The organism is Haladaptatus caseinilyticus, assembly GCF_026248685.1.
Lineage (GTDB): Archaea > Halobacteriota > Halobacteria > Halobacteriales > Haladaptataceae > Haladaptatus > Haladaptatus caseinilyticus.
In genome coordinates, this window is record NZ_CP111036.1 from 1,466,578 (window position 1) to 1,485,269 (window position 18,692).

The window sequence follows — 18,692 nt, forward strand, 5'->3', positions numbered from 1 at the left end:
TTTACACCTTCACGTGATTCGTGAGCAAAATACCCCACGTAATGAACCACAGTGAGAACGTCATGAACGCCACGTAGAGGTGGTCTTTGATTCCATCGAGTTCGTAGCCGACGAAACGGAGCAGTGGGAGTTGAACCACTACGAACCCGACCATAATCGCCAATCCTAACTGATCTGTGGCCGCCTCGCCAGTCGTCCCTACCATCATGGCAGAGACGAATCCGGCTGCGATTCCGGCCAGTGAAGCGAGCGACGTGACGGTAATACTTCGTAAATGGGCCGCCCGTCGCTCGGATGCCTGTTCAGTCGCCATGGGTGGCACTCGGTTACCCTGCCTCAAAAGGTGTTCGTTTGCGTGTATCTCCTTCGTTTCGTTCGGTGGTGTCATTACAGCTGGTTCGAAGACCAGTAGCGTATCGATCAGAAGGAGGTCACGAACTGCTAGTCGTCGAAATGGGCGGAGTTGTCCCGTGGATCGTAGTCGAACACCTCGCGCGCTCGGTCGATGGAATAGTATTTTCGGTCGTTGTCGGAGATTCCGTAGACGATTTCGTAGTCGTAGTCGGCCTGGAGACAGCAATCGAAGAGATGGGCGCAGTCGCGGTACGAAAGCCACATCGCCTGTCCTCGCTCGTAGTCTTTCGGCGGGTGGCCTTTCGTGAGGTTACCGATTCGAACGCAGGCCACGCTGAGGCCGAACTCGTCGTGGTAGTATCGTCCGAGAACTTCGCCCGTCGCTTTGCTCACGCCGTAGAGGTTGCTGGGGCGGGGGAGTTCGTTTCCATCGAGACGGAATTCGTGGTGGGGGCGGTAGAGATCCGGTTTGCGATCGTCGGTTTCGTACGACCCGACCGCGTGGTTCGAGGACGCGAACACGAACTTTTCGACGCTTCCCGAATCGACTGCGGCCTGCAAGATGTTGTGGGTTCCGTCGATGTTGTTGCTGAGGACGCTGTTCCACGGTGCCTCCGGGCGGGGGTCACCCGCGAGGTGGATGATGGCCCCTGCTCCGTCGACGGCTTCGTAGACCGCATCGTAGTCGGTAATGTCAGCAACGAAAAATTCGTTCGATGATTCCTCTGCTGGCGGTTCTCGGTCGAGGAGCCGCCAATCGTACTTCGATTCGAGGTCGCCGAGAATCGCCGACCCGACGCGGCCTTCAGCACCCGTGAGAAGAACGGGGTCGTCCATTCAGTCGGCTAGAGGGACAACGGTGATAAGAACCATGCGATTTCGCTCACGACAGCGAGGGACTACCGTTTACGCCAGCACGCGTCGGAGAACTTTGTCTCGGGCCAGCATGATGCCAGCGACGAGCGCAACGGCACCCATAACGCCGAGCCAAATCGCGGTCACGGTGTCGCCCGAACTCGCCGTTTGGAGTCCGTCGTACTCCGCGAACAGGCCGAGTGCCGTCAGGAGTACTGACCCGAGAGCGTACAACGAAAACGCACCGACTTCGAGTAGTGCTTCGTACATGCTCAGTTATCCGAACGTGGAACCTATGAGCGTTTCGCTGATGTCCGGCGGAACTTTTTTGACGGGATATCACGGAGCCGATACTATGGGACGATACGGAAAACTGGACTATCCGAAACTGACGAAGGCTGGATTTTTGCTCGGCGTCGCGCTGATCGCAATCGGTGCGCTCGGTGAAATCGCCGGCCCTGCGCTATTTGGACCACTGCCAGCCTGGGAAAACATGCTTCTTACTGACCTCGAAATCGTCGGCATCCTGCTCGGACTGCTCTCGCCGTTCGTGTTCGGTATCCTCCTCCCGCTGACGGAGTAGAACGAGAACGGGAGAGACTGAAAACTTACGCGAGACGGGAGAAAGCGAGGTTTCCGCGGACGCTCTCGATGTAGATGGTGACGACGTCCCCTTCTTGCGCGCCTGGAACGAAAATCGTGTACTTGCCGCGCTCAGCGACGCCGTCGCCTTTGCGTCCGGTACCGGTGATTTTGACCTCGTAGGTTCGGCCCTCTTCGACGGCATCTTGTTGATGGGTTCGACTCGACGTGCTTCGTTTCGTGACGGGACGGAACGCACCACAGGCGTCACAGCGAAGCATGAGGTTGCGGTCCTCGCGGACGAGACGGGTGTCCGGCAGGCCACACTCGGAACAGGTGACGAACTCCTCTACGTACTCGTCCAGTGCGGCGTCGAAGTCCGATTCCGAGAACGACCCGCTGTAGCGGGCCTGACCGTCCTCGAACTTGCCACTGGTACCGAGTTCGCGCTGTAGCGCGCTATGGACGTGCTCCGCGTCCCGGGAGAGGGAGTCCGAGATGTCGTCCAGGTTCGTCAATCGTGTGAACGACCCGTCTTTTTGTACTGCCGGATTCGGGAAACTGAACCGTTCGTCGCTCGTTTCGAGCTCCGGAACCGCATCCATGCCTCTGTCGAGAGCTGAATCGTAATCCATACTCGTGCCAGGATTTGGACGCATAAAGGTTCTCCGTGTTCCATGTCATCACGAACTTTAACCCCCGAATCCGTATCCATCGTCGATGAAACCGACCACGCGAGATGCGGCTTGTTTCGAGGCAGGGATAAAGTTCGGTGCGCTTTATCACCAGTTTGCCGGAACTCCCGTTAGCCTCGACAGTGCGGCCAGCCTCGAACGCGCCATCGAGGAGAGCATCGAAAACCAGCCCTTCTGTGAATCGGTCGATGTGGACATCCTGGCCGACGAGTTGGCCGAGGAAATCGAGCACGGATACACCGAACTGACGGGACGGTTCATGGAAGTCGAAATCGTCATCGACCACGAAGGCACCGAAGTCGTGACGACGATGGAGATGGAGGACGGCTATCCGCTGATGAAAATCGAGTCGGTCGAGGAGAACTGAGGAGCGTCGTCCGCGAATCAACTCGTTGCATCGTCCAAGGCGAACGATCCGAGATCGATCTCCCCCGACCGCTCGTATCGACGCATCTGTCCATCCATACTCGATATCTCCGCTTCCGTCGGTTCGAGGGCTGAAGGGACTGTTCCCTCACCGAACAATCGTTTCCCGCCGCCAACCACCACCGAAAATATCCAAGGCCAGAACTCCCCGACGAGGTCGGCGGCGAGCAGCGTTAGCGACGAGTGAGGGAACTCGGTGCGGACCGAAGGATGCACCGAGATTTCGGTCCCGGTTTTCCAGGGGGCGCGGTATTGCCGCGCTCCCACAGCAAACGGTGGGTTTTCACTTTCAGTTTCGGGTTACGTTTTAAATGCAATCCCGTTGAATCGACTGCTATGAGCCAAGCTTCGTTCGAGGACGAACTGTTCGGTGAAGCGGCAAACGAAATGCGCGAGGATGTCGAGGAACATCTCGCCGCCGCGCGCGAGGTGCTGCCACCGGTCGAAGCGATCTGGGAGACGGACGCCGAGAACACGCTCGGAGCACTCAACGCACTTCGTTCCGCCCTCGACGTGGGTGACGCCGAGGACCACCTCCGCGACGCGAAAAAATGGTACGCGATGGGCAAGCGCGCCGACGCCTTCGAGGATGCGGACGACCTGGAGGCCGAGATCGAGACGCTCGACTCGGCGATCAGCGACATCGAGAGCGCCCGCGAGCAGGTCGGCGAACTGGCGAGTACGGTCCCGAGTTTGAAGGGGTCGCTCGAAGAACTGCACTCGGTGAACGACGAGTCCGAAGCGGAAGAAGCGGAAGAAGCGGAAGAAGCGGAAGAAGCGGAAGAAGCGGAAGAAGCGGAAGAAGAGACGGAAGAGTAACTATCGGTGGCCGGGACGAGAAACGTCCCGCGACGATACCGCCGAGAGCAGTTGCACCAGCGATTGCGTCGCCAGTTCGAGCAGTTCTTCACCGCGTGCTTCGTCACCTTCCGCGGGGTCACCGACGACGCCATTTTCCGTGAACTCCGCGCTGTCATAGGCGAGGTTGGTGTAGGACACCCATTCGCCCCATCCATCGCTCGCGCCCTCGCGGGCCGATTCGATTCTATCTTCGTGAACGAGTTCGCCGCGGGTATGGCGTAAGAAAGCCGTTTCCAGGGCCCCTGCGTGACCCATGTCGCCCCGGTGGTCGCCGACGGCTTCGAACCACGTGAACGGAACCGCGTAGGCCTCGTCGTGACGCGTGATTGTCCCCGCGACTTCGCGGAGTGCGGCGACGTTGCCACCGTGACCGTTGACGACGACGACTCGATTCCAGCCGTGATGGGCGAGACTGGCGACCGTCTCGCGGACGTACCGTCGGAAGGTTTCCTCGCTCACCCACAGCGTCCCCGTGAACTGTCGGTGTTCTTCGCTCACACCGACCGTGATGGGTGGTGCGACGACGATATCCTCGTCGTACGCCTCAGCGGCCGCATTCGCGACCGCTTCTGCGTTCAGCCAATCGGTTCCGAGTGGTGCGTGGGGACCGTGCTGTTCCGTGCTCCCGACCGGAAGGAGTGCAAGATCCGTCTCGACCTCGTCCGCGTCGGTCCACGTCGCGTGAGAGAGATTCATATCTGTCCTGTTTGCGGGCATTCCCTTGTACCCGCCGGAGTCGATGATCGGTTCCTTTTTCCGCGATCTAGCCAGAAGGACTTACTCGCTCTCGGATGACGTCCCTTCCATGGCCGATAGAGATCGCGAAATGGGAGTGGAACTGGGTGAACTAAGCGACAAACTGGACGGATACGATTATCCGGCCTCGTCGGACGAACTCGTGGAGGAATACGGCGACTACGAAATCGAGTATCCGAACGGCTCCGAGCGATTCGAAGAGGTGATCGGTCCGCTCTCCGAAACGTACGAGTCCGCGGACGACGTTCGCCAGTCGATACTCAACATGGCGGACAGTGACGCCGTCGGTCGCCAGCGGTATTCCGACCGGGGTGGTACTGAACAATCGTCACCGGATGACGACCCGGATCAAGCCTCGTTCTGATGCTCTAGACACGGAGCGAAATCCCTCCTTTTTGCAGTAGGCTTCGATTACTTCGACGGTAGACCCTCGTTACTATCGTTTACGAAATCGAACGAACGTGAACGGACGACTGGCTTATTCCTCGTAGTCCCGCACAGACCGACACCTGATGAGAGGTGAGTACAGACGTGCAGGTCTCCACCGGAGCCTGCGAACGAAGCCATGACAGGTGAACATCCGACAGCGGAGACGGTGTCGTCCATTCTCGGCGACCGCGAACTGGTCGTCGCTTCGAATCGCCAGCCGTATAGCCACGAACGTGAAGACGGGGAAATCATCGTCAACCGACCCGCGGGCGGACTCACATCGGCGCTTGACCCCGTCGTGCAGTCCGCGGGGGGAACGTGGGTCGCATGGGCCAGCGGCGACGCGGACGACGAGGTTATCGACGAGGACGGCCGTGTCGGTGTGCCCCCGGAAGACCCCGCATACGACCTCCGACGGGTTTCGCTCTCCGACGAACAGGTCGAGGGGTACTACTACGGCTACAGTAACCAAGTGCTCTGGCCGATTTGTCACATCGACCCGTCGAAAATGAACGCCCGTGCGGATTTCTGGGACCGGTATCGCGAGGCGAATCGAAAATTCGCGGACGCCATCGCCGACGAGGCGGGTGATGATGCCCTCGTTTGGTTACAGGATTACCATCTCGCGCTTGCTCCACGGATGGTTCGTGAAACTCGCCCGAACGTATTCTGTATGCAGTTTTGGCACATCACGTGGCCATCGCGGGACGCGTTTCAGTCATGTCCACAGTATAGACAACTGCTCGACGGACTTCTCGCAAACGACTTGATCGGATTCCACACCGAGCAGTACTGCCAGAACTTCCTCGATTGCGCCGCCATGCTGTCCGATGCTCGAGTCGATAGAGCAACTCGGAGCGTCGTCTACGATGGGCGGCGGACGTTCGTTCGACCCTTCCCGCTCGGTATCGACGCGACGCAACGGCGACAGTTCGCTGTGTCGAGCGCGGACTCCTCGTTCTGGCCCGAGTTCCGTGAGGAACACAATCTCGGCGATACCGTCGCACTCGGTGTCGAACGACTCGACTACACGAAGGGAATCCCCGAACGACTGGCGGCGCTCGAACACTTCTGGGAGACGCGGCCCGAATGGCAAGGACGGCTCACGTACGTCCAGAAAGCGAGCGAGAGTAGAAGCCGGATTCCGGAGTATCAAGCGTTACAAGACTTCGTGGAATCCGAAATCACACGCCTCAACGAACGGTTCGGGACGGACGACTGGACGCCGATTGTCTACCTGAACGAACACCTTCCGAAAGACGGTCTTGCGGCGCTGTATCGCGAGGCGGATCTCGGTATCGTCAGTCCGAGACGCGATGGAATGAATCTCGTAGCGAAGGAGTACGTTGCCTCACAAGTGGACGACCCCGGTGTCCTGTTGCTCAGCGAGTTGACCGGCGCGGACGAAGAACTCGGTGACGAATCCGTAACGATCCATCCTCACGATACGCCGGGATTCGCCGATGCTATCGAGTACGCGCTTTCGCTCTCCGAAACGGAACGAGCGCGCCGAATGAAGGACCTCGAACGACTGGTTCACTCGAACGATGTGTACGCGTGGATGAATGCACAATTCCGTACAGTGAAGGCGATTCAGCGTGGACGTGATGTTGCCGCAAAATCAGTCAAACGACAATGACCAACGACGTACCCGAACCACTCCGAAAAAACCTCCACGCACTGGTAACCCGACTCGATAAGGCCGACGGACTGCTCGCCATGTTCGATTTCGATGGGTCCCTGGCTCCGATCGAAGATCATCCGGACGACGTCGAACTTCCACGGACGACCCAAACCGCACTCGAGGCGCTTCGTGACAACGAAGACGTCCAGGTCGGTATCGTCAGCGGTCGCGGCCTCGCCGACCTCCGAGAGCGTGTCGGTATCGATGGGATCGCGTACGCCGGAAATCACGGTTTGGAACTGCAGACCGAGGATGGACGGGAAACACATCCGATCGCCGACGACGCGAGGGTCGAAATCGCGGCTCTCTGTGATGAACTCGAATCGAACCTCGTCGACGTAGAGGGCGCATTCGTCGAGAACAAGGGCGTTACGGCGTCGATTCATTATCGCCTCGTCGATAATGAGCACGTTCCGGCAGTTCGACAGGCGGTTCGGGACGCAGTTCGCGGGCTGAACGACGTTCGTGTCACGTCGGGCAAGCAGGTGTTGGAACTGCGCCCGGACGTGGATTGGCACAAAGGACGGGCCATCCGATGGCTGTACGACCACCACGTTCCGGACGACGAGACGTGGCTTCCCCTGTACGTTGGCGATGACCGAACGGACGAGGATGCGTTCGACACGCTTCCGGACTCCGGTCTCGCCGTCAAAGTCGGTCACCACCCCCCGACTGTGGCGAGATATCGTGTCGCCGACCCGTCCTCGGTACAGACGATTATCGCGTGGCTGGCGGAGTATGGTGTCAAATTCCTTCGGATGGGGTCGCTTTCGAACGGAACGCCGAGCTGACGAAACTTCACGTTACCCGTTTCGAAACCGGCGACGGAATTCACAAACTGTCTGAACAGTCACGCCGGTTTATTCTCCGTTTGCGAGTAGCAGGCGGCAGAAAACCCATGGCAACCGACGACCACAAGACCGAACGAACCACGGACGGTTCGAACGACGAACCGGAGGAACACCGGTGGGAAGAACGAACCGAACGAGAGGAATCACGCGCTGGTAGGGACGGGGAGTCGGTGGAACGACGAAAACGGTCACCACGTCATCCCTCCGAGCGCCAGCGGCCCACTGGACGGTATCGACGAGATACCTCCCGCGATAACCATCGATCGAGACCCCCATCGAGGGGACCGTCCGACCCGCCGCGGAACGAGGGGCGAAGGGGAACCGAATCCTACAGCGGCCGATATGGAAGCAGAGTACGAAAGCGGGAAGCCGGCGAGCGCGCTCGTGAGGGGGTGCCGTCGGAACCGCACCCTCGTCGAAGCGAAAACCGGCGCGAAGCGGAGCCAACCGAGGTCGAAAAGTACGGTGGGCCGCGTGATCCGGACTGGGAGCGACGACGGCAACTGAAAAAGGCCGAGTGGCAAGGAAATCAACGGATGATGGACGTCGCGTTCGGCCAACAGCGCCCCAGCCGACAGGAAAAGAGCACCTGGCGATATCAGCGCGGCCAGCGGTAGTCGCTTGATCGGCGACGCGTCCCCGGTCAGTGGGACTAGTCGTCCGCGTCCGTCCGCGCGGTTCTGCGGGCGGCGCGTTCGATGAACTCCTCCGGGAGTTCATCGATTTCTCCGGCTTGGACACCCCAGAGGTGGGCGTACAGACCGTCGTTTCTCAGGAGTTCGTCGTGTGGCCCCCGCTCGACGATCTTTCCGCCTTCGAGGACGATGATTTTCTCCGCGTCCTTGATCGTTGAGAGGCGGTGTGCGATGGCGAACGTCGTGCGGTTTTGGGTGAGACGGTCGAGACTGCGCTGGATGAGCATCTCCGTCTCCGTGTCCACGTCGCTGGTCGCCTCGTCCAGGATGAGGATTTCGGGGTCCTTCAGGATTGCACGGGCAATCGAGATCCGCTGGCGTTGACCGCCGGAGAGCTTGACGCCGCGTTCGCCGACTTTGGTGTCGTATCCGTCGGGCAAGTTCGTAATGAAATCGTGGGCTTCCGCGGCTTTCGCGGCCTCCTCGATTTCCTCGTCGCTCGCGTCGAAGGTGCCGTACTGGATGTTTTCCTTTACCGTTCCGTAGAACAGGAACGTGTTCTGGCTGACGTAGCCGATGTTCCGGCGAATGCTCGGCAGGCTCACCTCGCGGATGTCGGTGCCGTCGATTCGAATCGCACCCTCGTTCACGTCGTACATCCGGAGGAGAAGTTTCAGAACGGTGGATTTCCCCGCCCCAGTCGGCCCAACTAGTGCGAGTGTGTCGCCGCCCTCGACGGTGAACGAGATGTCCTCGACGATGGTCTCGCTGTCGTCGTAGCCGAAGGTCACGTCGTCGTAGACGACCTTGCCCTCGCCGACGACGAGGTCGTTTGCATCGGGGTCCTCACGGATCCGACTCGGTTCGTCCATCAGGCCGAAGATACGGGAACTGGAGGCGTACGCGCGTTGGTACATGTTGATGATGGAGCCGAACTGCGCCATCGGCCAGATGAATCGCTGGGTGAGAAGCATGAACGTGATGAACTGTCCAGCTTCGAGCTCGCCCGAGAAGAACCACGGCCCTTCACCGTTGAACACCCACAGCCCCCCGACGATGAACGTTAGAGCGAAGCCGAGACCCGAGAGTATCTGGAGCGACGGGAAGAACTTGATTCGGGTCACGATGGCGTCCCAGTTTGCACCGAAATAGTCGTTCGAGACGTCTTCTACCCGGTTGGATTCGAACGATTCCGTATTACTGGTCTTGATGACTTGAATCCCGCCGAGGTTGTTTTCCAGCCGAGAGTTGACTTTGCCGACGGAAGAGCGGACGTCGGCGTATTTCGGCTGGATGATTTGAATGAACTTGTAGGTGAACAGGGCGATAAGCGGAACAGGTACCAGTGCGACGAGCGCGAGTTGCCAGTTGATGGTGAGTAGGACGGCAGCGATGGCGACCACCATCACGCCGAGACGGAACGCGGAATTCATCCCGTCGTTGAGGAAGCGTTCGAGGCGGTTCACGTCGTTCGAGAGGATGGACATCATCTCCCCGGTCTGCTTGTCCGAGAAGAACTCCATATCCAGTCGCTGCATCTTATCGTACGTATCGGTACGAATCGAGTGCTGGATGTTCTGGGCGAACGAGTTCCACCCCCAGTTTCGCGCCCAGTGAAAGGCCGCACCCAACCCGAACGCGACTGCGACGACCCCGACGGAGAACCAGAACTGTCCTTGGGATGATCCCGGTGTGATTCGCGTAGCGAAGCTCTGTGAGAGAAATGGGACGGATTTCGAGAGTGCTTCCGTATACGGAATCTGCTCTTTATTCTCAAACAGCGCGTCGAGGGCGACTCCAAGGATAATGGGCGGCAGGAGGTTAAGCACTCGAGCGAAGAAACTCGAAATGACCCCGACGACGAAGGCGACCCGGTTTTCGCCCCCGTATTCGAGGAACAGACGCCGCATCGGATTATCGGCGTTTTCCCGTTGCTCCTCGAACGGGTCGTCTTCGTCCGTGTGTGTGCTCATGATACTCATAAATGGGACACCGGATTGATAAGAGTTTCCTACGAACCGAAACACCCCCTACTCGACGGTTCGAAATCCAGTTTTCGATTGTGTGCTCGCCTGACGAATAAATGTTTGGATAGTTCAGTCGTTCTAAAACGATGGCAATCGTCGGTGCTACTCAGGATGACTCCAATCACGGCAAGCGGTTCGTTCACCGCTCGCGGTCCTTTCCTCCGGTCAGAGGTCGCGGTCCTCGACCGTTGGGTCGATTCCAGCGGCATCCAAATCCTGTCGGACTCGTTCGCGGAGCGGTCCGGGAACCGTCCCGCGGCCGACCGGTACTGCCACGTCGCCGTTTCCCTTTACTTTCCAGTAGAGCACACAGTCGCTGGGTTCGTAGTATTCGATGCTGTAGTAGTCATCCGCGCCGCGATAGTGAACCCGAGCGGCGAAGTCGTCTATCTTCCAGCCATCCTGTTCGCCGAGGGCGGAGAGCGAGTCGTTCATATCTGCGAATTGCTAGCGGGTGTGGTAGTCGTTACGAAAACGAGAAAGTAACAGTTATTCCCCCGGAGCGATTTTTCCCGGGTACGGGTTCATGGTCTAGTTGGTTATGACGCGGCCTTTACAAGGCCGAGGTCGGTGGTTCGAATCCGCCTGAACCCATCGAATTTTATGACGAACGGACGTGAGGAGTGATCTCAGTGTGGGGACACTGGACCGGAAATATCACAGGCTCGAGAAACGATCTGATGAGGGTACGGAAGCGGTTCGCTGTCCTGGAGTGCACCAATAAAAACGTCTCGAGCTGATTCGCATTCGTCCGAACTTCATCCCCGTTAGGAGATGTTTATATCGACCGTTTCGAGGGAACCACAATCCGGACACGTAAGCTTGTACAGGATATGTCCGGACCGTGGGTCGGTTTCGACGTGTGTCTTCCACTCGCTGTGCAGGATGTTGTCCTCGAATTCGCAGTTCTCGCACTGCTTTTTCTTGTGTTCGAGCCCTTCCACGAACGCCGCCACACCTCGCTGGTGTTCTTCCGGAAGTGAGTCGTACATCGCTCGTATTCATATCCTGAGTGTAAATTTAAATCTGTCGAGAAAAAGTCACAAGGTAACAAGTGGCATGATACGAGTCCCTCCTACGGACGCTCCGTTGTCAAGTGGAACCCCAACGAACAGCAGTTGGGACGAATTTTTCCGTCCATTCTTCGAGAAATCGGTCAACAGACGTATTATCGTTGCTAACGTGTGGATGTGCTATGGCAGAACACGACAGTGTGTTCGGGGGGATTCGAAAACGGGTGCCGGTTCGGGAACACTGGACGTCGCGGATCGGTTTCATCATGGCCGCGGTAGGGAGCGCGGTCGGATTGGGGAATATCTGGCGCTTTCCGTACGAAGCAGCGCAGAACGGTGGTGCTGCGTTTCTCGTCGTCAACTTCATCGCTATTTTCGTCATCGGGCTTCCGGCGATTCTCGCCGAGTTCGTCGTCGGGCGGAGAGCACAGAAGAACGTCGTCGACGCCTTTGCCGGTGTAGGCCATCCGGCATGGCGGTTCGTCGGCGTACTCGGCGTCATAACGGGATTTCTCATCCTCGCGTACTACAGCGTCGTTGGAGGGTGGGTGCTTCGGTATTTCGCCGCGAGCGTGACGGGGGCGTACTTCGGGGACCCGAGCGCGTATTTCTCCGCGTCCGCCGCCGGTTTCGATGCGCTCTTTTATCACACGCTTTTCATGGCGTTGACCGTCGGTATCGTCGCACTCGGCGTCCGGCGTGGTATCGAACTGAGCACGAAACTCATGGTTCCGAGCATCGTCCTCATGATGATCGCACTCGTCGTTTGGGCCAGCACCCTCCCCGGTTCCGGGGCAGGATACCGGTTCTTCCTCGAACCCGATGTTTCGGTCATCGTGGCGAACGCGGAGACCATCATTCCCGCGGCCGTCGGTGAGGTGTTGTTCACGCTGTCGCTCGGGATGGGTGCGATGATAACCTATGCATCGTATGTCGATTCGGACGAAAATTTGAGTACCGACGGCATCGCCATCGTGCTCGTCAATACGTTCGTCGGGTATCTCGCGGGGCTCCTCGTCTTCCCGCTGTTGTTCGCACAGGGAGTCAACCCAGGTGAACCCGGTGCGGGGGCTATTTTCGTTAGCGTCGCGACGGCGTTTAGAACGCTTCCGTTCGGCGAAATACTCGGGGTCATCTTCTTCGCGGTGGTCGCACTCGCGGCGCTTTCGAGCGCGATCAGCCTGCTCGAAGTCGTCGTTTCGTTTGCCGTCGATAACGTATCGTTCAGCCGTCCCGTCGTCGCAATCACCATCGGAGGCTTGATCTTTCTCGCCGGGATTCCGGTGGCGTTCGACACGGACGTGCTTACGCTGTACGATTCCGTGACGAGCAAGCTATTGTTGCCGTCGGGTGTCTTTCTGATTACCCTCTTCGTCGGGTGGGTATACGGTCGGGATGCAGTCGATGAACTCCTGCACGGTGTGGATAGCCGACGGGGGCGACTACTCGGTTTGCTTTGGTTGTGGCACGTTCGAATCGTGCTGTTCGCAGCAGTCGTTATGACGCTCGTTCTGAGCGTGAGCGAATATCTCGGAATCTCACTGTTCGGGTAATTTCGCTGCGTGGTAGCAGTGTCGAAGGAGGTATGGATAGGTTTGCAGAATCGGTTGCCAAGCGCGTGAACTTACGCTTCCCACGAGAGTTCGATGCCCATATCGGACCAAATCCAGGCCTCCTCGTTATCGGGATTGTAGAGTTCGACGCCGCCGTCGATTTCGCGCTCCAGACAATCGCCCCATTCCTCGGTGTTTTCTTGCACCATTGGGTACATTCGGAGTGCAGAACCGTGTGGGTATAAGCTTTCCCCCGGTTGCGGTATTCACCGCTTACCGTACAATTGACAACATTCCAATGAAAGAACGGGGCGGTGTTTTTCCGTCGGTTACTTCGCCGATTTTTCCCGTGCCGGTGCAGGTGGGTGGAGTTCGATTCCGACGTCTTCGGGTTTGAGAACGCTCGGAAGGTCTCCTTCCCGGTCACCTGTAATATCGCTCAGGATCTCCTTCAGGTAGGCGTTGAACAGTTCCGGATGCTCGCTCATCGGGAAATGACCTATTTGAGCCATTTCGATGGCGATCGCGCCGTCGCCGACGCCTTTTGCAGTCTCTTCGCCATCCTCCGGCGTGGTAAGGTAGTCGTACTCGCCGTTAACGATGTACAGCGGACACTCGTCGGCGTTCACTTGGTCGAGTTTGTCCCGGTAATCGTGATCGACCGAGTAGTAGTACAGGTCTCCTTTGAACACGCCCGTCGCTCCCTGCTCGTAGAGATACATCGTCTCCCGACGGGTTTGTTCGGGACTCTGCGGTGCCATCAATCCCCAGCAGGAGTATGCGTTCACTTCAGTCGTGTTGACGTGCGGGTGGTCGAGCCAATCGATGTAGAACCCCGGACTGTATGCGCCGCACTCCAACCCGATGAGGGCTTGAAACCGGTCCGGATACCAGTCGGCCAGTTCGAGCGTGATGTTACCGCCCATCGATGACCCCATATAAATTGGGTCTTCGAGTTCGAGCGCATCGGCGAGCGCGACGAGCGTCTCGGTAAACTGCTCGCCCGTCATCTTGTAATCCTCCTCCCACCACGATTGGCTGGTCGGCGGAACCGACTTTCCGTGATACGGCAAGTCGTGCGCGATGACGCGGAAGTCCTCGGTTATGTCCTCATCGGTGAGGAGGTGTCGCCACTCCTGACAGTTGTTGCCCGCGGTATGCTGACAGAGGAGCGGAATCCCGTCTTTCGGCCCGTTCTCCTCGAAGTAGATTCGGTGGTCTACCCCGCCGATATCGACGTGGACGTACTTTCCCGTGATCGGTTCGATGGTTCCCGATTCGGCCATGTTAGCTCCCTCCGTTGTTGTTCGCCACGCGCATCAAGTCGAGTGCGCGTTGGAACGGTCGCAGATTCTGGAAGATTTTCTTGTTATCCCCTCGCATCATGAGGTGTCCGTCCTCATTTCTCACCGCACTCCGATAATGTGAGGCGATGATTTCGTGATTGAACGCCGGTGGCGTTTCTTGGATGAACTCCTCCCATGCTTCGCGGTCGCCTTCGACGCCGAAGGACCACCGGTTGTTCAGCGCCGGATTCGGTAGTATGTCGCGAACGGTTCCATCCTGCATCTGGATGAGAAACCGCTCGTCGTCGATTTGTACGTAGAAGTTGTCGCTGAACTTGTCGTGGCCCCTCACCTGCATCTCCGGGTCGCCGTTTACGGTTTCTTTGTAGTGCTCCCACCACTCGTGACTGGCAAACTCTGTGTCGTTCATTGCTCCCCCAGAACACGGGAACAACAGCAACCGTGATAAAAAATAGCATAATCTATCCGTTGCATCTGCGCCGGAACAAGAACACGATGGTCCCCTATTCGCCCTCCGCCAGCACCATTCCGCAATCCGGGCACGTCTCGTCAACCATCGTCACCTGTGCATCACATGCGGGACAGAACTCCAGATAACAGGCACGGTCTCCCATGGCTGTTCGTAACATGGAACGGGATAAATGCCTTCTGTCCGTGAACTGTGGGGGTGTAGGTGTGGTTTGGAAAATCGCCCGCCCTCCATCGCATTTCGAAATCCTTTTTTGTCCCATCCGCTTCCTTCCGAATGCGCCGCCTTAGCTCAGACTGGGAGAGCACTCGACTGAAGATCGAGCTGTCCCCGGTTCAAATCCGGGAGGCGGCATGGTTCTTTCACACGATTTCCATTCGAGCTATCGCACTCGACTGAAGATCGAGCTGTCCCCGTTCTCGTGAGCAACGCGAACGAGAGCACGGCAAGCTTTGCTCGCCTCCGGTTCAAATCCGGGAGGCGGCATTTCTGTACTTCTGACCTGCGAGCGAAGCAAGCCACGTCAGAAGTACGAATGTACCCGAGCGCGATTTGAATTAGACCGAGGTTCTGCGCGAAGCGCAGGTTCTCGGACGTTGTTCAATCCGGGAGGCGGCATTTCTGTCACGAACAACGCCGTTAGTGACAGACATATAACTCGAGTGAATTCTGAATCCTTCCATGGGTGTAGCCCCGTACCACGAGAAAGCACGCCTGCTCTATCTCGACCGGGGGTTCGAATTCACCGACTCCTACGAGGGGACGCAAGCACCGCCGGAAATCCATGCCGACTGGGATTTCCATGGAACGCTCGTTGGGCGACTAACTCGCCTGCGAATCGGTGATACGGGGACCGACTTGTACGGACAACCCGTCTTCCTTTACCGCATCTGAAACAAACTTTACTTTCGATTCGAAATACTTCCGTGTCGTGCCCCGTTTCCCGAACCCGGTTAGGTTACTCATCCTCGCAGTCGGTCTCTCACTCGCTCGCGTTGGTCTCGTCGATCCGAAACACGTCCGCAGAACGACTGATTTGGCGTGGCCGCGCATCGTCACTGGCCTGGCGCGCATGTCGAAGAACGCCGTGGACGTCGCGTTCGTCGGCCTCGCGGTCGGTCCGGCGGCGATCGCTGGCGTCGGGTTCGCCACTCCGTACTGGGGGATCGCGTTCTCGCTCGGTGGCGGGTTCGCGGGCGGGACCATCGCGCTCGTTTCACAACGCTACGGGGCGGCGGCGTTCGACGAACTCGGACAAGCAATACGGTCGAGCGTCGCGCTCGTGCTTGCAGTGACGCTCCCCGTCGCCTGCGTCTTCTGGCTGTTCCCGACGGAGCTCATCTCCCTGATGACCGACGGCGAGAAAACGATCGAACTGGGCGCAACCTACTTACGTATCCTTTCGGTCGGCGTCCCGTTTGCAGGACTGAACCTCATCGGGAGTCGAATCTACATCGGTATGGACGATGCGTGGACCCCGATGCTGGTTCGTTCAGGTGGGGCCATCTCGAACATCGTCCTCAGCGGGGTGTTCGTCTTTGCATTCGGGTGGAGTGTCGCCGGTGCGGCGCTGGGAACGGTGCTGGCGAACGTCTTCGTGACTGCGGCGTTCGCCAGCGGGTTGGTTGCGGGTAAACTTCCGATTGCTGGAGACCTTCCCGTCCAGGTCGCCCCCGTTGCTCGGTACGCCGATATGGAGACGATTCGGCAGCTGGTTCGAATCGGGCTTCCGGTCGTCGGGCGTAATATGGTGTGGACCGTTGCCAAATTCCCGATGCTCGCTATCGTCGCGCTGTTCGGGCAGAACGTGGTCGCCGCCTACGTCATCAGCCGTCGGATTTGGGGATTGATGAACACTCCAGGATGGGGCTTCGGTTTGGCGTCGAGCAGTCTCGTCGGACAGGAACTCGGTGGCGGCGATGAAATGGCCGCCGAGGCGTACGCGCGCGACGTAATCGTGTTTTCCGTAGCTACGTACGCTATTGCAGCAGTCATCGTCTTCGCGTTCGCCGAACCAATCGTGCTCTCGTTCGTCGGGGGCACGGCGGATCAATCGGTGTCGGTCATCGCGATATCACTCGTCCATGCCTCGTGTGTCGCCGTCATAGCACAAGGTGTCAAAGGGGCCGCCGCAGGCCCACTCGACGCCAGTGGAGATACGCGGTGGCCCTTTTACAGCCAGGTAGTCGGGATGTTCGGCTGTGTGATACCGGTCGCGTACCTCGGTGCTACGACGACACTCGGTATTGTGGGTCTCTACCTTTCGTTTGTGGCCGAAACGACGGTTCCCGCGGCTATCAACTACTATCGGTTTTCGACCGGCAAATGGAAGACGATCAGCCGAAAGTTCCGCCCGGGTGTTACAGCGGACGACTGAGCGGTTTTCCGATGTATCGAAGGAACGAGATTCGTCCATGGTTCGAAAACCTCGAAGGCGAAAATCGACCAGCTATCGATAACTGTGAATAACGATAGTTTGGCCGGAAAGGGATGACAGATCCGGTACTGCTGGTGGAGATAGCTGGGTGGACCGGACATTCGTTCACCGAAATAGGTTGGTTTCGAAAAACATCAACTGTATTTCGCGCTGGCGACAACGTTTTCCCAAGCCTTATCCGTTACAGGCGATTCCCTTTAGAAGCAATGGCAAAAGGAAACGTTGACTTCTTCAACGACACTGGCGGTTACGGTTTCATCGAGACTGACGACGCGGACGACGACGTGTTCTTCCACATGGAAGACGTTGGCGGCCCTGACCTCGAAGAGGGAACGGAAATCGAATTCGACATCGAACAGGCACCGAAGGGACCACGCGCGACCAACGTCACGCGACTGTAAATAGCGGAATACGCGTCCGCTGACGCGGACGAAAGAGATAGTCCTTATCGAAATTTTACTGTGGCAAATTATATCGCTGACAACAGCGGCGCGTACGATAGTCCACGATGACTACTAGTCCCAGAGAACCTCCCGACGACGACGGAGGAGCGCTGAAATCCATGTTACTATCTCTCTCGGAAGTGTTATCCGTGGGGCACCAGTTTGTTCAAAAGCAATGGCGAAAGGCAAAGTTGATTTCTTCAACGACACTGGCGGTTACGGTTTCATCGAGACTGAGGATGCTGACGAGGACGTTTTCTTCCACATGGAAGACGTTGGCGGCGAGGACCTCGAAGAGGGGACGGAAATCGAATTCGACATCGAACAGGCACCAAAAGGACCGCGCGCGACGAACGTCACGCGCCTATAAATCGGTTTTTATCACCGAATAGTATTACTTTTTGAAGAAGCCGCGATACGCGGAGCGGCGCGAAACACTCGATACTCTTGCGTCACTGATACCCACCAGTCACACGACCTTCTTCACGATCTGGCTGCATGACAGCTATTTGCGCTACTCTATCGTTACGGTTTTCACTATACAGTGCAATACTGTTCTATGACCGTTGGGCGAGAGTCCCCGGATTTACCATGACTGGCCAAAAACGATCCGAATCTCCAGAATCGTGCGATGCTGATATCGGTGCAGGATTGCTCGAAGCAAATATGGGTCCGAGCTCGTCGCTGGCACATCTCTACCGTGGTGAAATTCACCGAATGAAGTTCTGGCGTGAACGACTCGATAGAACGAGCAACTGGGCGATTACGTTGATGGCAGCCATTCTGACCTGGGCGTTTTCGAGTCGAACTAACCCCCACTATATCGTCCTTCTCGCGATCGTTACGGTTAGCATCTTCCTGCTCATCGAGGCACGGCGATATCGGGCCTACGACATCTGGCGCTCGCGAGTTCGGATGCTCCAGCAGAACGTTTTCGCGGTGGGACTACACGAATCGTCGGGCGTCGTTGACGAGGAATGGCGACAGAAGTTGAGCGAGGATTATCGTATGCCGAAAATGAAAGTATCGCTGGAGGAGGCACTCGCCCATCGTCTACGTCGGGTGTACGCGCCGCTCTTTTTAGTTTTACTCGCGGCGTGGATGTTCCATCTAACCGCCTATGCGTCAGGTGGCGAGTGGCCCCAAAGTGCAGCCGTCGCGTGGGTACCCGGAGGTGTCGTTCTGGCGACCGTCGTCGCATTTTACGCCGCAATCCTCGTCGTCGCATATCGACCGCGAGAGTGGCACATCAACGGTGAAATACTCCCGAGCGACGTAACAGGGTGGGACTATTCACGCGAGTAACCGCGACTCG

26 protein-coding genes and 2 tRNA genes are annotated in these 18,692 nt (G+C 57.9%); 15 read left to right on the plus strand and 13 right to left on the minus strand.

All coding sequences use genetic code 11. The annotated features are described in order from the left end of the window. Position 1: 1 nt before the first annotated feature. The 3 genes from OOF89_RS08005 to OOF89_RS08015 all read right to left on the minus strand — a co-directional run bounded on the left by OOF89_RS08005 (position 2) and on the right by OOF89_RS08015 (position 1,479). Positions 2 to 313: an EMC6-like membrane protein gene (locus OOF89_RS08005; protein ID WP_266074974.1), complete on the minus strand. Its 312-nt coding sequence runs from the start codon at positions 311 to 313 to the stop codon at positions 2 to 4. A 128-nt stretch (positions 314 to 441) separates the two neighbouring features. Continuing rightward, on the minus strand, positions 442 to 1,191 hold the full coding sequence (azf, locus tag OOF89_RS08010) for an NAD-dependent glucose-6-phosphate dehydrogenase Azf (protein WP_266074976.1): 750 nt from the start codon (positions 1,189 to 1,191) through the stop codon (positions 442 to 444). Between the two features lie 69 nt (positions 1,192 to 1,260). Then, entirely contained in the window at positions 1,261 to 1,479 is a 219-nt protein-coding gene (locus OOF89_RS08015; RefSeq protein ID WP_266074978.1) for a hypothetical protein, read from the minus strand. Between the two features lie 85 nt (positions 1,480 to 1,564). Here OOF89_RS08015 and OOF89_RS08020 point away from each other — a divergent pair, with 85 nt between their 5' ends. Then, a complete protein-coding gene (locus OOF89_RS08020) occupies positions 1,565 to 1,792 on the plus strand; it encodes a DUF7860 family protein (RefSeq protein ID WP_266074983.1) in 228 nt (75 codons plus the stop codon). A gap of 25 nt (positions 1,793 to 1,817) precedes the next feature. Here the strand turns inward: OOF89_RS08020 and OOF89_RS08025 are convergent, their stop codons facing one another. Continuing rightward, the gene (locus tag OOF89_RS08025) at positions 1,818 to 2,426 is read right to left on the minus strand and encodes a translation initiation factor IF-2 subunit beta (RefSeq protein ID WP_266074985.1); all 609 of its coding nucleotides are present in this window, start codon (positions 2,424 to 2,426) and stop codon (positions 1,818 to 1,820) included. 85 nt (positions 2,427 to 2,511) lie between these two features. On the opposite strand from OOF89_RS08025, the gene OOF89_RS08030 reads away from it, so the two are divergent. Continuing rightward, positions 2,512 to 2,853, plus strand: coding sequence for a dihydroneopterin aldolase family protein (locus OOF89_RS08030; protein WP_266074987.1), 342 nt, complete (start codon positions 2,512 to 2,514; stop codon positions 2,851 to 2,853). 17 nt (positions 2,854 to 2,870) lie between these two features. Here the strand turns inward: OOF89_RS08030 and OOF89_RS08035 are convergent, their stop codons facing one another. Further along, positions 2,871 to 3,179: a hypothetical protein gene (locus OOF89_RS08035; RefSeq protein WP_266074989.1), complete on the minus strand. Its 309-nt coding sequence runs from the start codon at positions 3,177 to 3,179 to the stop codon at positions 2,871 to 2,873. 69 nt (positions 3,180 to 3,248) lie between these two features. Here OOF89_RS08035 and OOF89_RS08040 point away from each other — a divergent pair, with 69 nt between their 5' ends. Continuing rightward, on the plus strand, positions 3,249 to 3,731 hold the full coding sequence (locus OOF89_RS08040) for a DUF5790 family protein (protein ID WP_266074990.1): 483 nt from the start codon (positions 3,249 to 3,251) through the stop codon (positions 3,729 to 3,731). Here the strand turns inward: OOF89_RS08040 and OOF89_RS08045 are convergent, their stop codons facing one another. Further along, complete coding sequence (locus OOF89_RS08045) at positions 3,732 to 4,469, minus strand: creatininase family protein (protein ID WP_266074991.1); 738 nt, start codon at positions 4,467 to 4,469, stop codon at positions 3,732 to 3,734. Between the two features lie 109 nt (positions 4,470 to 4,578). Here OOF89_RS08045 and OOF89_RS08050 point away from each other — a divergent pair, with 109 nt between their 5' ends. The 4 genes from OOF89_RS08050 to OOF89_RS08065 all read left to right on the plus strand — a co-directional run bounded on the left by OOF89_RS08050 (position 4,579) and on the right by OOF89_RS08065 (position 8,110). Next, entirely contained in the window at positions 4,579 to 4,893 is a 315-nt protein-coding gene (locus OOF89_RS08050; RefSeq protein ID WP_266074992.1) for a DUF5789 family protein, read from the plus strand. Positions 4,894 to 5,094: 201 nt separating this feature from the next. Further along, entirely contained in the window at positions 5,095 to 6,597 is a 1,503-nt protein-coding gene (locus OOF89_RS08055) for an alpha,alpha-trehalose-phosphate synthase (UDP-forming) (protein ID WP_266074994.1), read from the plus strand. Next, a complete protein-coding gene (gene otsB, locus OOF89_RS08060) occupies positions 6,594 to 7,433 on the plus strand; it encodes a trehalose-phosphatase (protein WP_266074996.1) in 840 nt (279 codons plus the stop codon). The genes OOF89_RS08055 and otsB overlap by 4 nt, the downstream gene beginning before the upstream one ends. A 107-nt stretch (positions 7,434 to 7,540) precedes the next feature. Then, a complete protein-coding gene (locus OOF89_RS08065; RefSeq protein ID WP_266074999.1) occupies positions 7,541 to 8,110 on the plus strand; it encodes a hypothetical protein in 570 nt (189 codons plus the stop codon). 35 nt (positions 8,111 to 8,145) lie between these two features. On the opposite strand, the gene OOF89_RS08070 is transcribed toward OOF89_RS08065, so the two are convergent. Continuing rightward, positions 8,146 to 10,101: an ABC transporter ATP-binding protein gene (locus tag OOF89_RS08070; RefSeq protein WP_266075000.1), complete on the minus strand. Its 1,956-nt coding sequence runs from the start codon at positions 10,099 to 10,101 to the stop codon at positions 8,146 to 8,148. A 219-nt stretch (positions 10,102 to 10,320) separates the two neighbouring features. Then, positions 10,321 to 10,590 (minus strand): DUF7538 family protein, encoded by a 270-nt coding sequence (locus tag OOF89_RS08075; RefSeq protein WP_266075001.1) that lies wholly within the window; start codon positions 10,588 to 10,590, stop codon positions 10,321 to 10,323. 85 nt (positions 10,591 to 10,675) lie between these two features. On the opposite strand from OOF89_RS08075, the gene OOF89_RS08080 reads away from it, so the two are divergent. After that, positions 10,676 to 10,749 (plus strand) — tRNA-Val (locus tag OOF89_RS08080). Between the two features lie 173 nt (positions 10,750 to 10,922). On the opposite strand, the gene OOF89_RS08085 is transcribed toward OOF89_RS08080, so the two are convergent. Further along, complete coding sequence (locus OOF89_RS08085) at positions 10,923 to 11,147, minus strand: hypothetical protein (RefSeq protein ID WP_266075003.1); 225 nt, start codon at positions 11,145 to 11,147, stop codon at positions 10,923 to 10,925. A gap of 245 nt (positions 11,148 to 11,392) precedes the next feature. On the opposite strand from OOF89_RS08085, the gene OOF89_RS08090 reads away from it, so the two are divergent. Beyond that, positions 11,393 to 12,721 carry a sodium-dependent transporter gene (locus tag OOF89_RS08090; protein WP_266079714.1) on the plus strand — a complete coding sequence of 443 codons (1,329 nt, stop codon included), beginning with the start codon at positions 11,393 to 11,395 and terminating at the stop codon, positions 12,719 to 12,721. A 71-nt stretch (positions 12,722 to 12,792) separates the two neighbouring features. Here OOF89_RS08090 and OOF89_RS08095 read toward each other — a convergent pair whose 3' ends face one another. The 4 genes from OOF89_RS08095 to OOF89_RS08110 all read right to left on the minus strand — a co-directional run bounded on the left by OOF89_RS08095 (position 12,793) and on the right by OOF89_RS08110 (position 14,642). Then, a complete protein-coding gene (locus tag OOF89_RS08095; RefSeq protein ID WP_266075006.1) occupies positions 12,793 to 12,930 on the minus strand; it encodes a hypothetical protein in 138 nt (45 codons plus the stop codon). A gap of 120 nt (positions 12,931 to 13,050) precedes the next feature. Continuing rightward, entirely contained in the window at positions 13,051 to 14,007 is a 957-nt protein-coding gene (locus OOF89_RS08100) for an alpha/beta fold hydrolase (RefSeq protein ID WP_266075008.1), read from the minus strand. 1 nt (position 14,008) lies between these two features. Continuing rightward, a complete protein-coding gene (locus tag OOF89_RS08105) occupies positions 14,009 to 14,437 on the minus strand; it encodes a hypothetical protein (RefSeq protein ID WP_266075009.1) in 429 nt (142 codons plus the stop codon). A 94-nt stretch (positions 14,438 to 14,531) separates the two neighbouring features. Next, positions 14,532 to 14,642, minus strand: coding sequence for a zinc ribbon domain-containing protein (locus tag OOF89_RS08110; RefSeq protein ID WP_266075011.1), 111 nt, complete (start codon positions 14,640 to 14,642; stop codon positions 14,532 to 14,534). A gap of 135 nt (positions 14,643 to 14,777) precedes the next feature. Between OOF89_RS08110 and OOF89_RS08115 the strand changes: the two genes are divergently transcribed. The 6 genes from OOF89_RS08115 to OOF89_RS08140 all read left to right on the plus strand — a co-directional run bounded on the left by OOF89_RS08115 (position 14,778) and on the right by OOF89_RS08140 (position 18,682). Continuing rightward, positions 14,778 to 14,851, plus strand: a tRNA-Phe gene (locus OOF89_RS08115). 327 nt (positions 14,852 to 15,178) lie between these two features. After that, positions 15,179 to 15,391 carry a hypothetical protein gene (locus OOF89_RS08120; RefSeq protein WP_266075013.1) on the plus strand — a complete coding sequence of 71 codons (213 nt, stop codon included), beginning with the start codon at positions 15,179 to 15,181 and terminating at the stop codon, positions 15,389 to 15,391. A gap of 37 nt (positions 15,392 to 15,428) precedes the next feature. Further along, complete coding sequence (locus tag OOF89_RS08125; RefSeq protein WP_266075015.1) at positions 15,429 to 16,874, plus strand: MATE family efflux transporter; 1,446 nt, start codon at positions 15,429 to 15,431, stop codon at positions 16,872 to 16,874. A gap of 266 nt (positions 16,875 to 17,140) precedes the next feature. Then, complete coding sequence (locus tag OOF89_RS08130; protein ID WP_006182670.1) at positions 17,141 to 17,335, plus strand: cold-shock protein; 195 nt, start codon at positions 17,141 to 17,143, stop codon at positions 17,333 to 17,335. A gap of 217 nt (positions 17,336 to 17,552) precedes the next feature. Next, the gene (locus OOF89_RS08135) at positions 17,553 to 17,747 is read left to right on the plus strand and encodes a cold-shock protein (RefSeq protein WP_266075025.1); all 195 of its coding nucleotides are present in this window, start codon (positions 17,553 to 17,555) and stop codon (positions 17,745 to 17,747) included. A gap of 221 nt (positions 17,748 to 17,968) precedes the next feature. Further along, entirely contained in the window at positions 17,969 to 18,682 is a 714-nt protein-coding gene (locus OOF89_RS08140) for a DUF2270 domain-containing protein (protein ID WP_266075027.1), read from the plus strand. Positions 18,683 to 18,692 lie beyond the last annotated feature (10 nt).

What these genes read in the sequence shown, in the direction of transcription:
- OOF89_RS08040 (WP_266074990.1), top strand. Translation starts at nt 3,249, where the DNA reads ATGAGCCAAGCTTCGTTCGAGGACGAACTGTTCGGTGAAGCGGCAAAC.
- OOF89_RS08075 (WP_266075001.1), bottom strand. Translation starts at nt 10,590, where the DNA reads ATGAACGACTCGCTCTCCGCCCTCGGCGAACAGGATGGCTGGAAGATA.
- OOF89_RS08085 (WP_266075003.1), bottom strand. Translation starts at nt 11,147, where the DNA reads ATGTACGACTCACTTCCGGAAGAACACCAGCGAGGTGTGGCGGCGTTC.
- OOF89_RS08135 (WP_266075025.1), top strand. Translation starts at nt 17,553, where the DNA reads ATGGCGAAAGGCAAAGTTGATTTCTTCAACGACACTGGCGGTTACGGT.
- OOF89_RS08070 (WP_266075000.1), bottom strand. Translation starts at nt 10,101, where the DNA reads ATGAGCACACACACGGACGAAGACGACCCGTTCGAGGAGCAACGGGAA.
- azf (WP_266074976.1), bottom strand. Translation starts at nt 1,191, where the DNA reads ATGGACGACCCCGTTCTTCTCACGGGTGCTGAAGGCCGCGTCGGGTCG.
- OOF89_RS08100 (WP_266075008.1), bottom strand. Translation starts at nt 14,007, where the DNA reads ATGGCCGAATCGGGAACCATCGAACCGATCACGGGAAAGTACGTCCAC.
- OOF89_RS08015 (WP_266074978.1), bottom strand. Translation starts at nt 1,479, where the DNA reads ATGTACGAAGCACTACTCGAAGTCGGTGCGTTTTCGTTGTACGCTCTC.
- OOF89_RS08105 (WP_266075009.1), bottom strand. Translation starts at nt 14,437, where the DNA reads ATGAACGACACAGAGTTTGCCAGTCACGAGTGGTGGGAGCACTACAAA.
- OOF89_RS08025 (WP_266074985.1), bottom strand. Translation starts at nt 2,426, where the DNA reads ATGGATTACGATTCAGCTCTCGACAGAGGCATGGATGCGGTTCCGGAG.
- OOF89_RS08095 (WP_266075006.1), bottom strand. Translation starts at nt 12,930, where the DNA reads ATGGTGCAAGAAAACACCGAGGAATGGGGCGATTGTCTGGAGCGCGAA.
- OOF89_RS08050 (WP_266074992.1), top strand. Translation starts at nt 4,579, where the DNA reads ATGGCCGATAGAGATCGCGAAATGGGAGTGGAACTGGGTGAACTAAGC.
- OOF89_RS08140 (WP_266075027.1), top strand. Translation starts at nt 17,969, where the DNA reads ATGACTGGCCAAAAACGATCCGAATCTCCAGAATCGTGCGATGCTGAT.
- OOF89_RS08065 (WP_266074999.1), top strand. Translation starts at nt 7,541, where the DNA reads ATGGCAACCGACGACCACAAGACCGAACGAACCACGGACGGTTCGAAC.
- OOF89_RS08005 (WP_266074974.1), bottom strand. Translation starts at nt 313, where the DNA reads ATGGCGACTGAACAGGCATCCGAGCGACGGGCGGCCCATTTACGAAGT.
- OOF89_RS08130 (WP_006182670.1), top strand. Translation starts at nt 17,141, where the DNA reads ATGGCAAAAGGAAACGTTGACTTCTTCAACGACACTGGCGGTTACGGT.
- OOF89_RS08110 (WP_266075011.1), bottom strand. Translation starts at nt 14,642, where the DNA reads ATGGGAGACCGTGCCTGTTATCTGGAGTTCTGTCCCGCATGTGATGCA.
- otsB (WP_266074996.1), top strand. Translation starts at nt 6,594, where the DNA reads ATGACCAACGACGTACCCGAACCACTCCGAAAAAACCTCCACGCACTG.
- OOF89_RS08020 (WP_266074983.1), top strand. Translation starts at nt 1,565, where the DNA reads ATGGGACGATACGGAAAACTGGACTATCCGAAACTGACGAAGGCTGGA.
- OOF89_RS08030 (WP_266074987.1), top strand. Translation starts at nt 2,512, where the DNA reads ATGAAACCGACCACGCGAGATGCGGCTTGTTTCGAGGCAGGGATAAAG.
- OOF89_RS08045 (WP_266074991.1), bottom strand. Translation starts at nt 4,469, where the DNA reads ATGAATCTCTCTCACGCGACGTGGACCGACGCGGACGAGGTCGAGACG.
- OOF89_RS08120 (WP_266075013.1), top strand. Translation starts at nt 15,179, where the DNA reads ATGGGTGTAGCCCCGTACCACGAGAAAGCACGCCTGCTCTATCTCGAC.
- OOF89_RS08055 (WP_266074994.1), top strand. Translation starts at nt 5,095, where the DNA reads ATGACAGGTGAACATCCGACAGCGGAGACGGTGTCGTCCATTCTCGGC.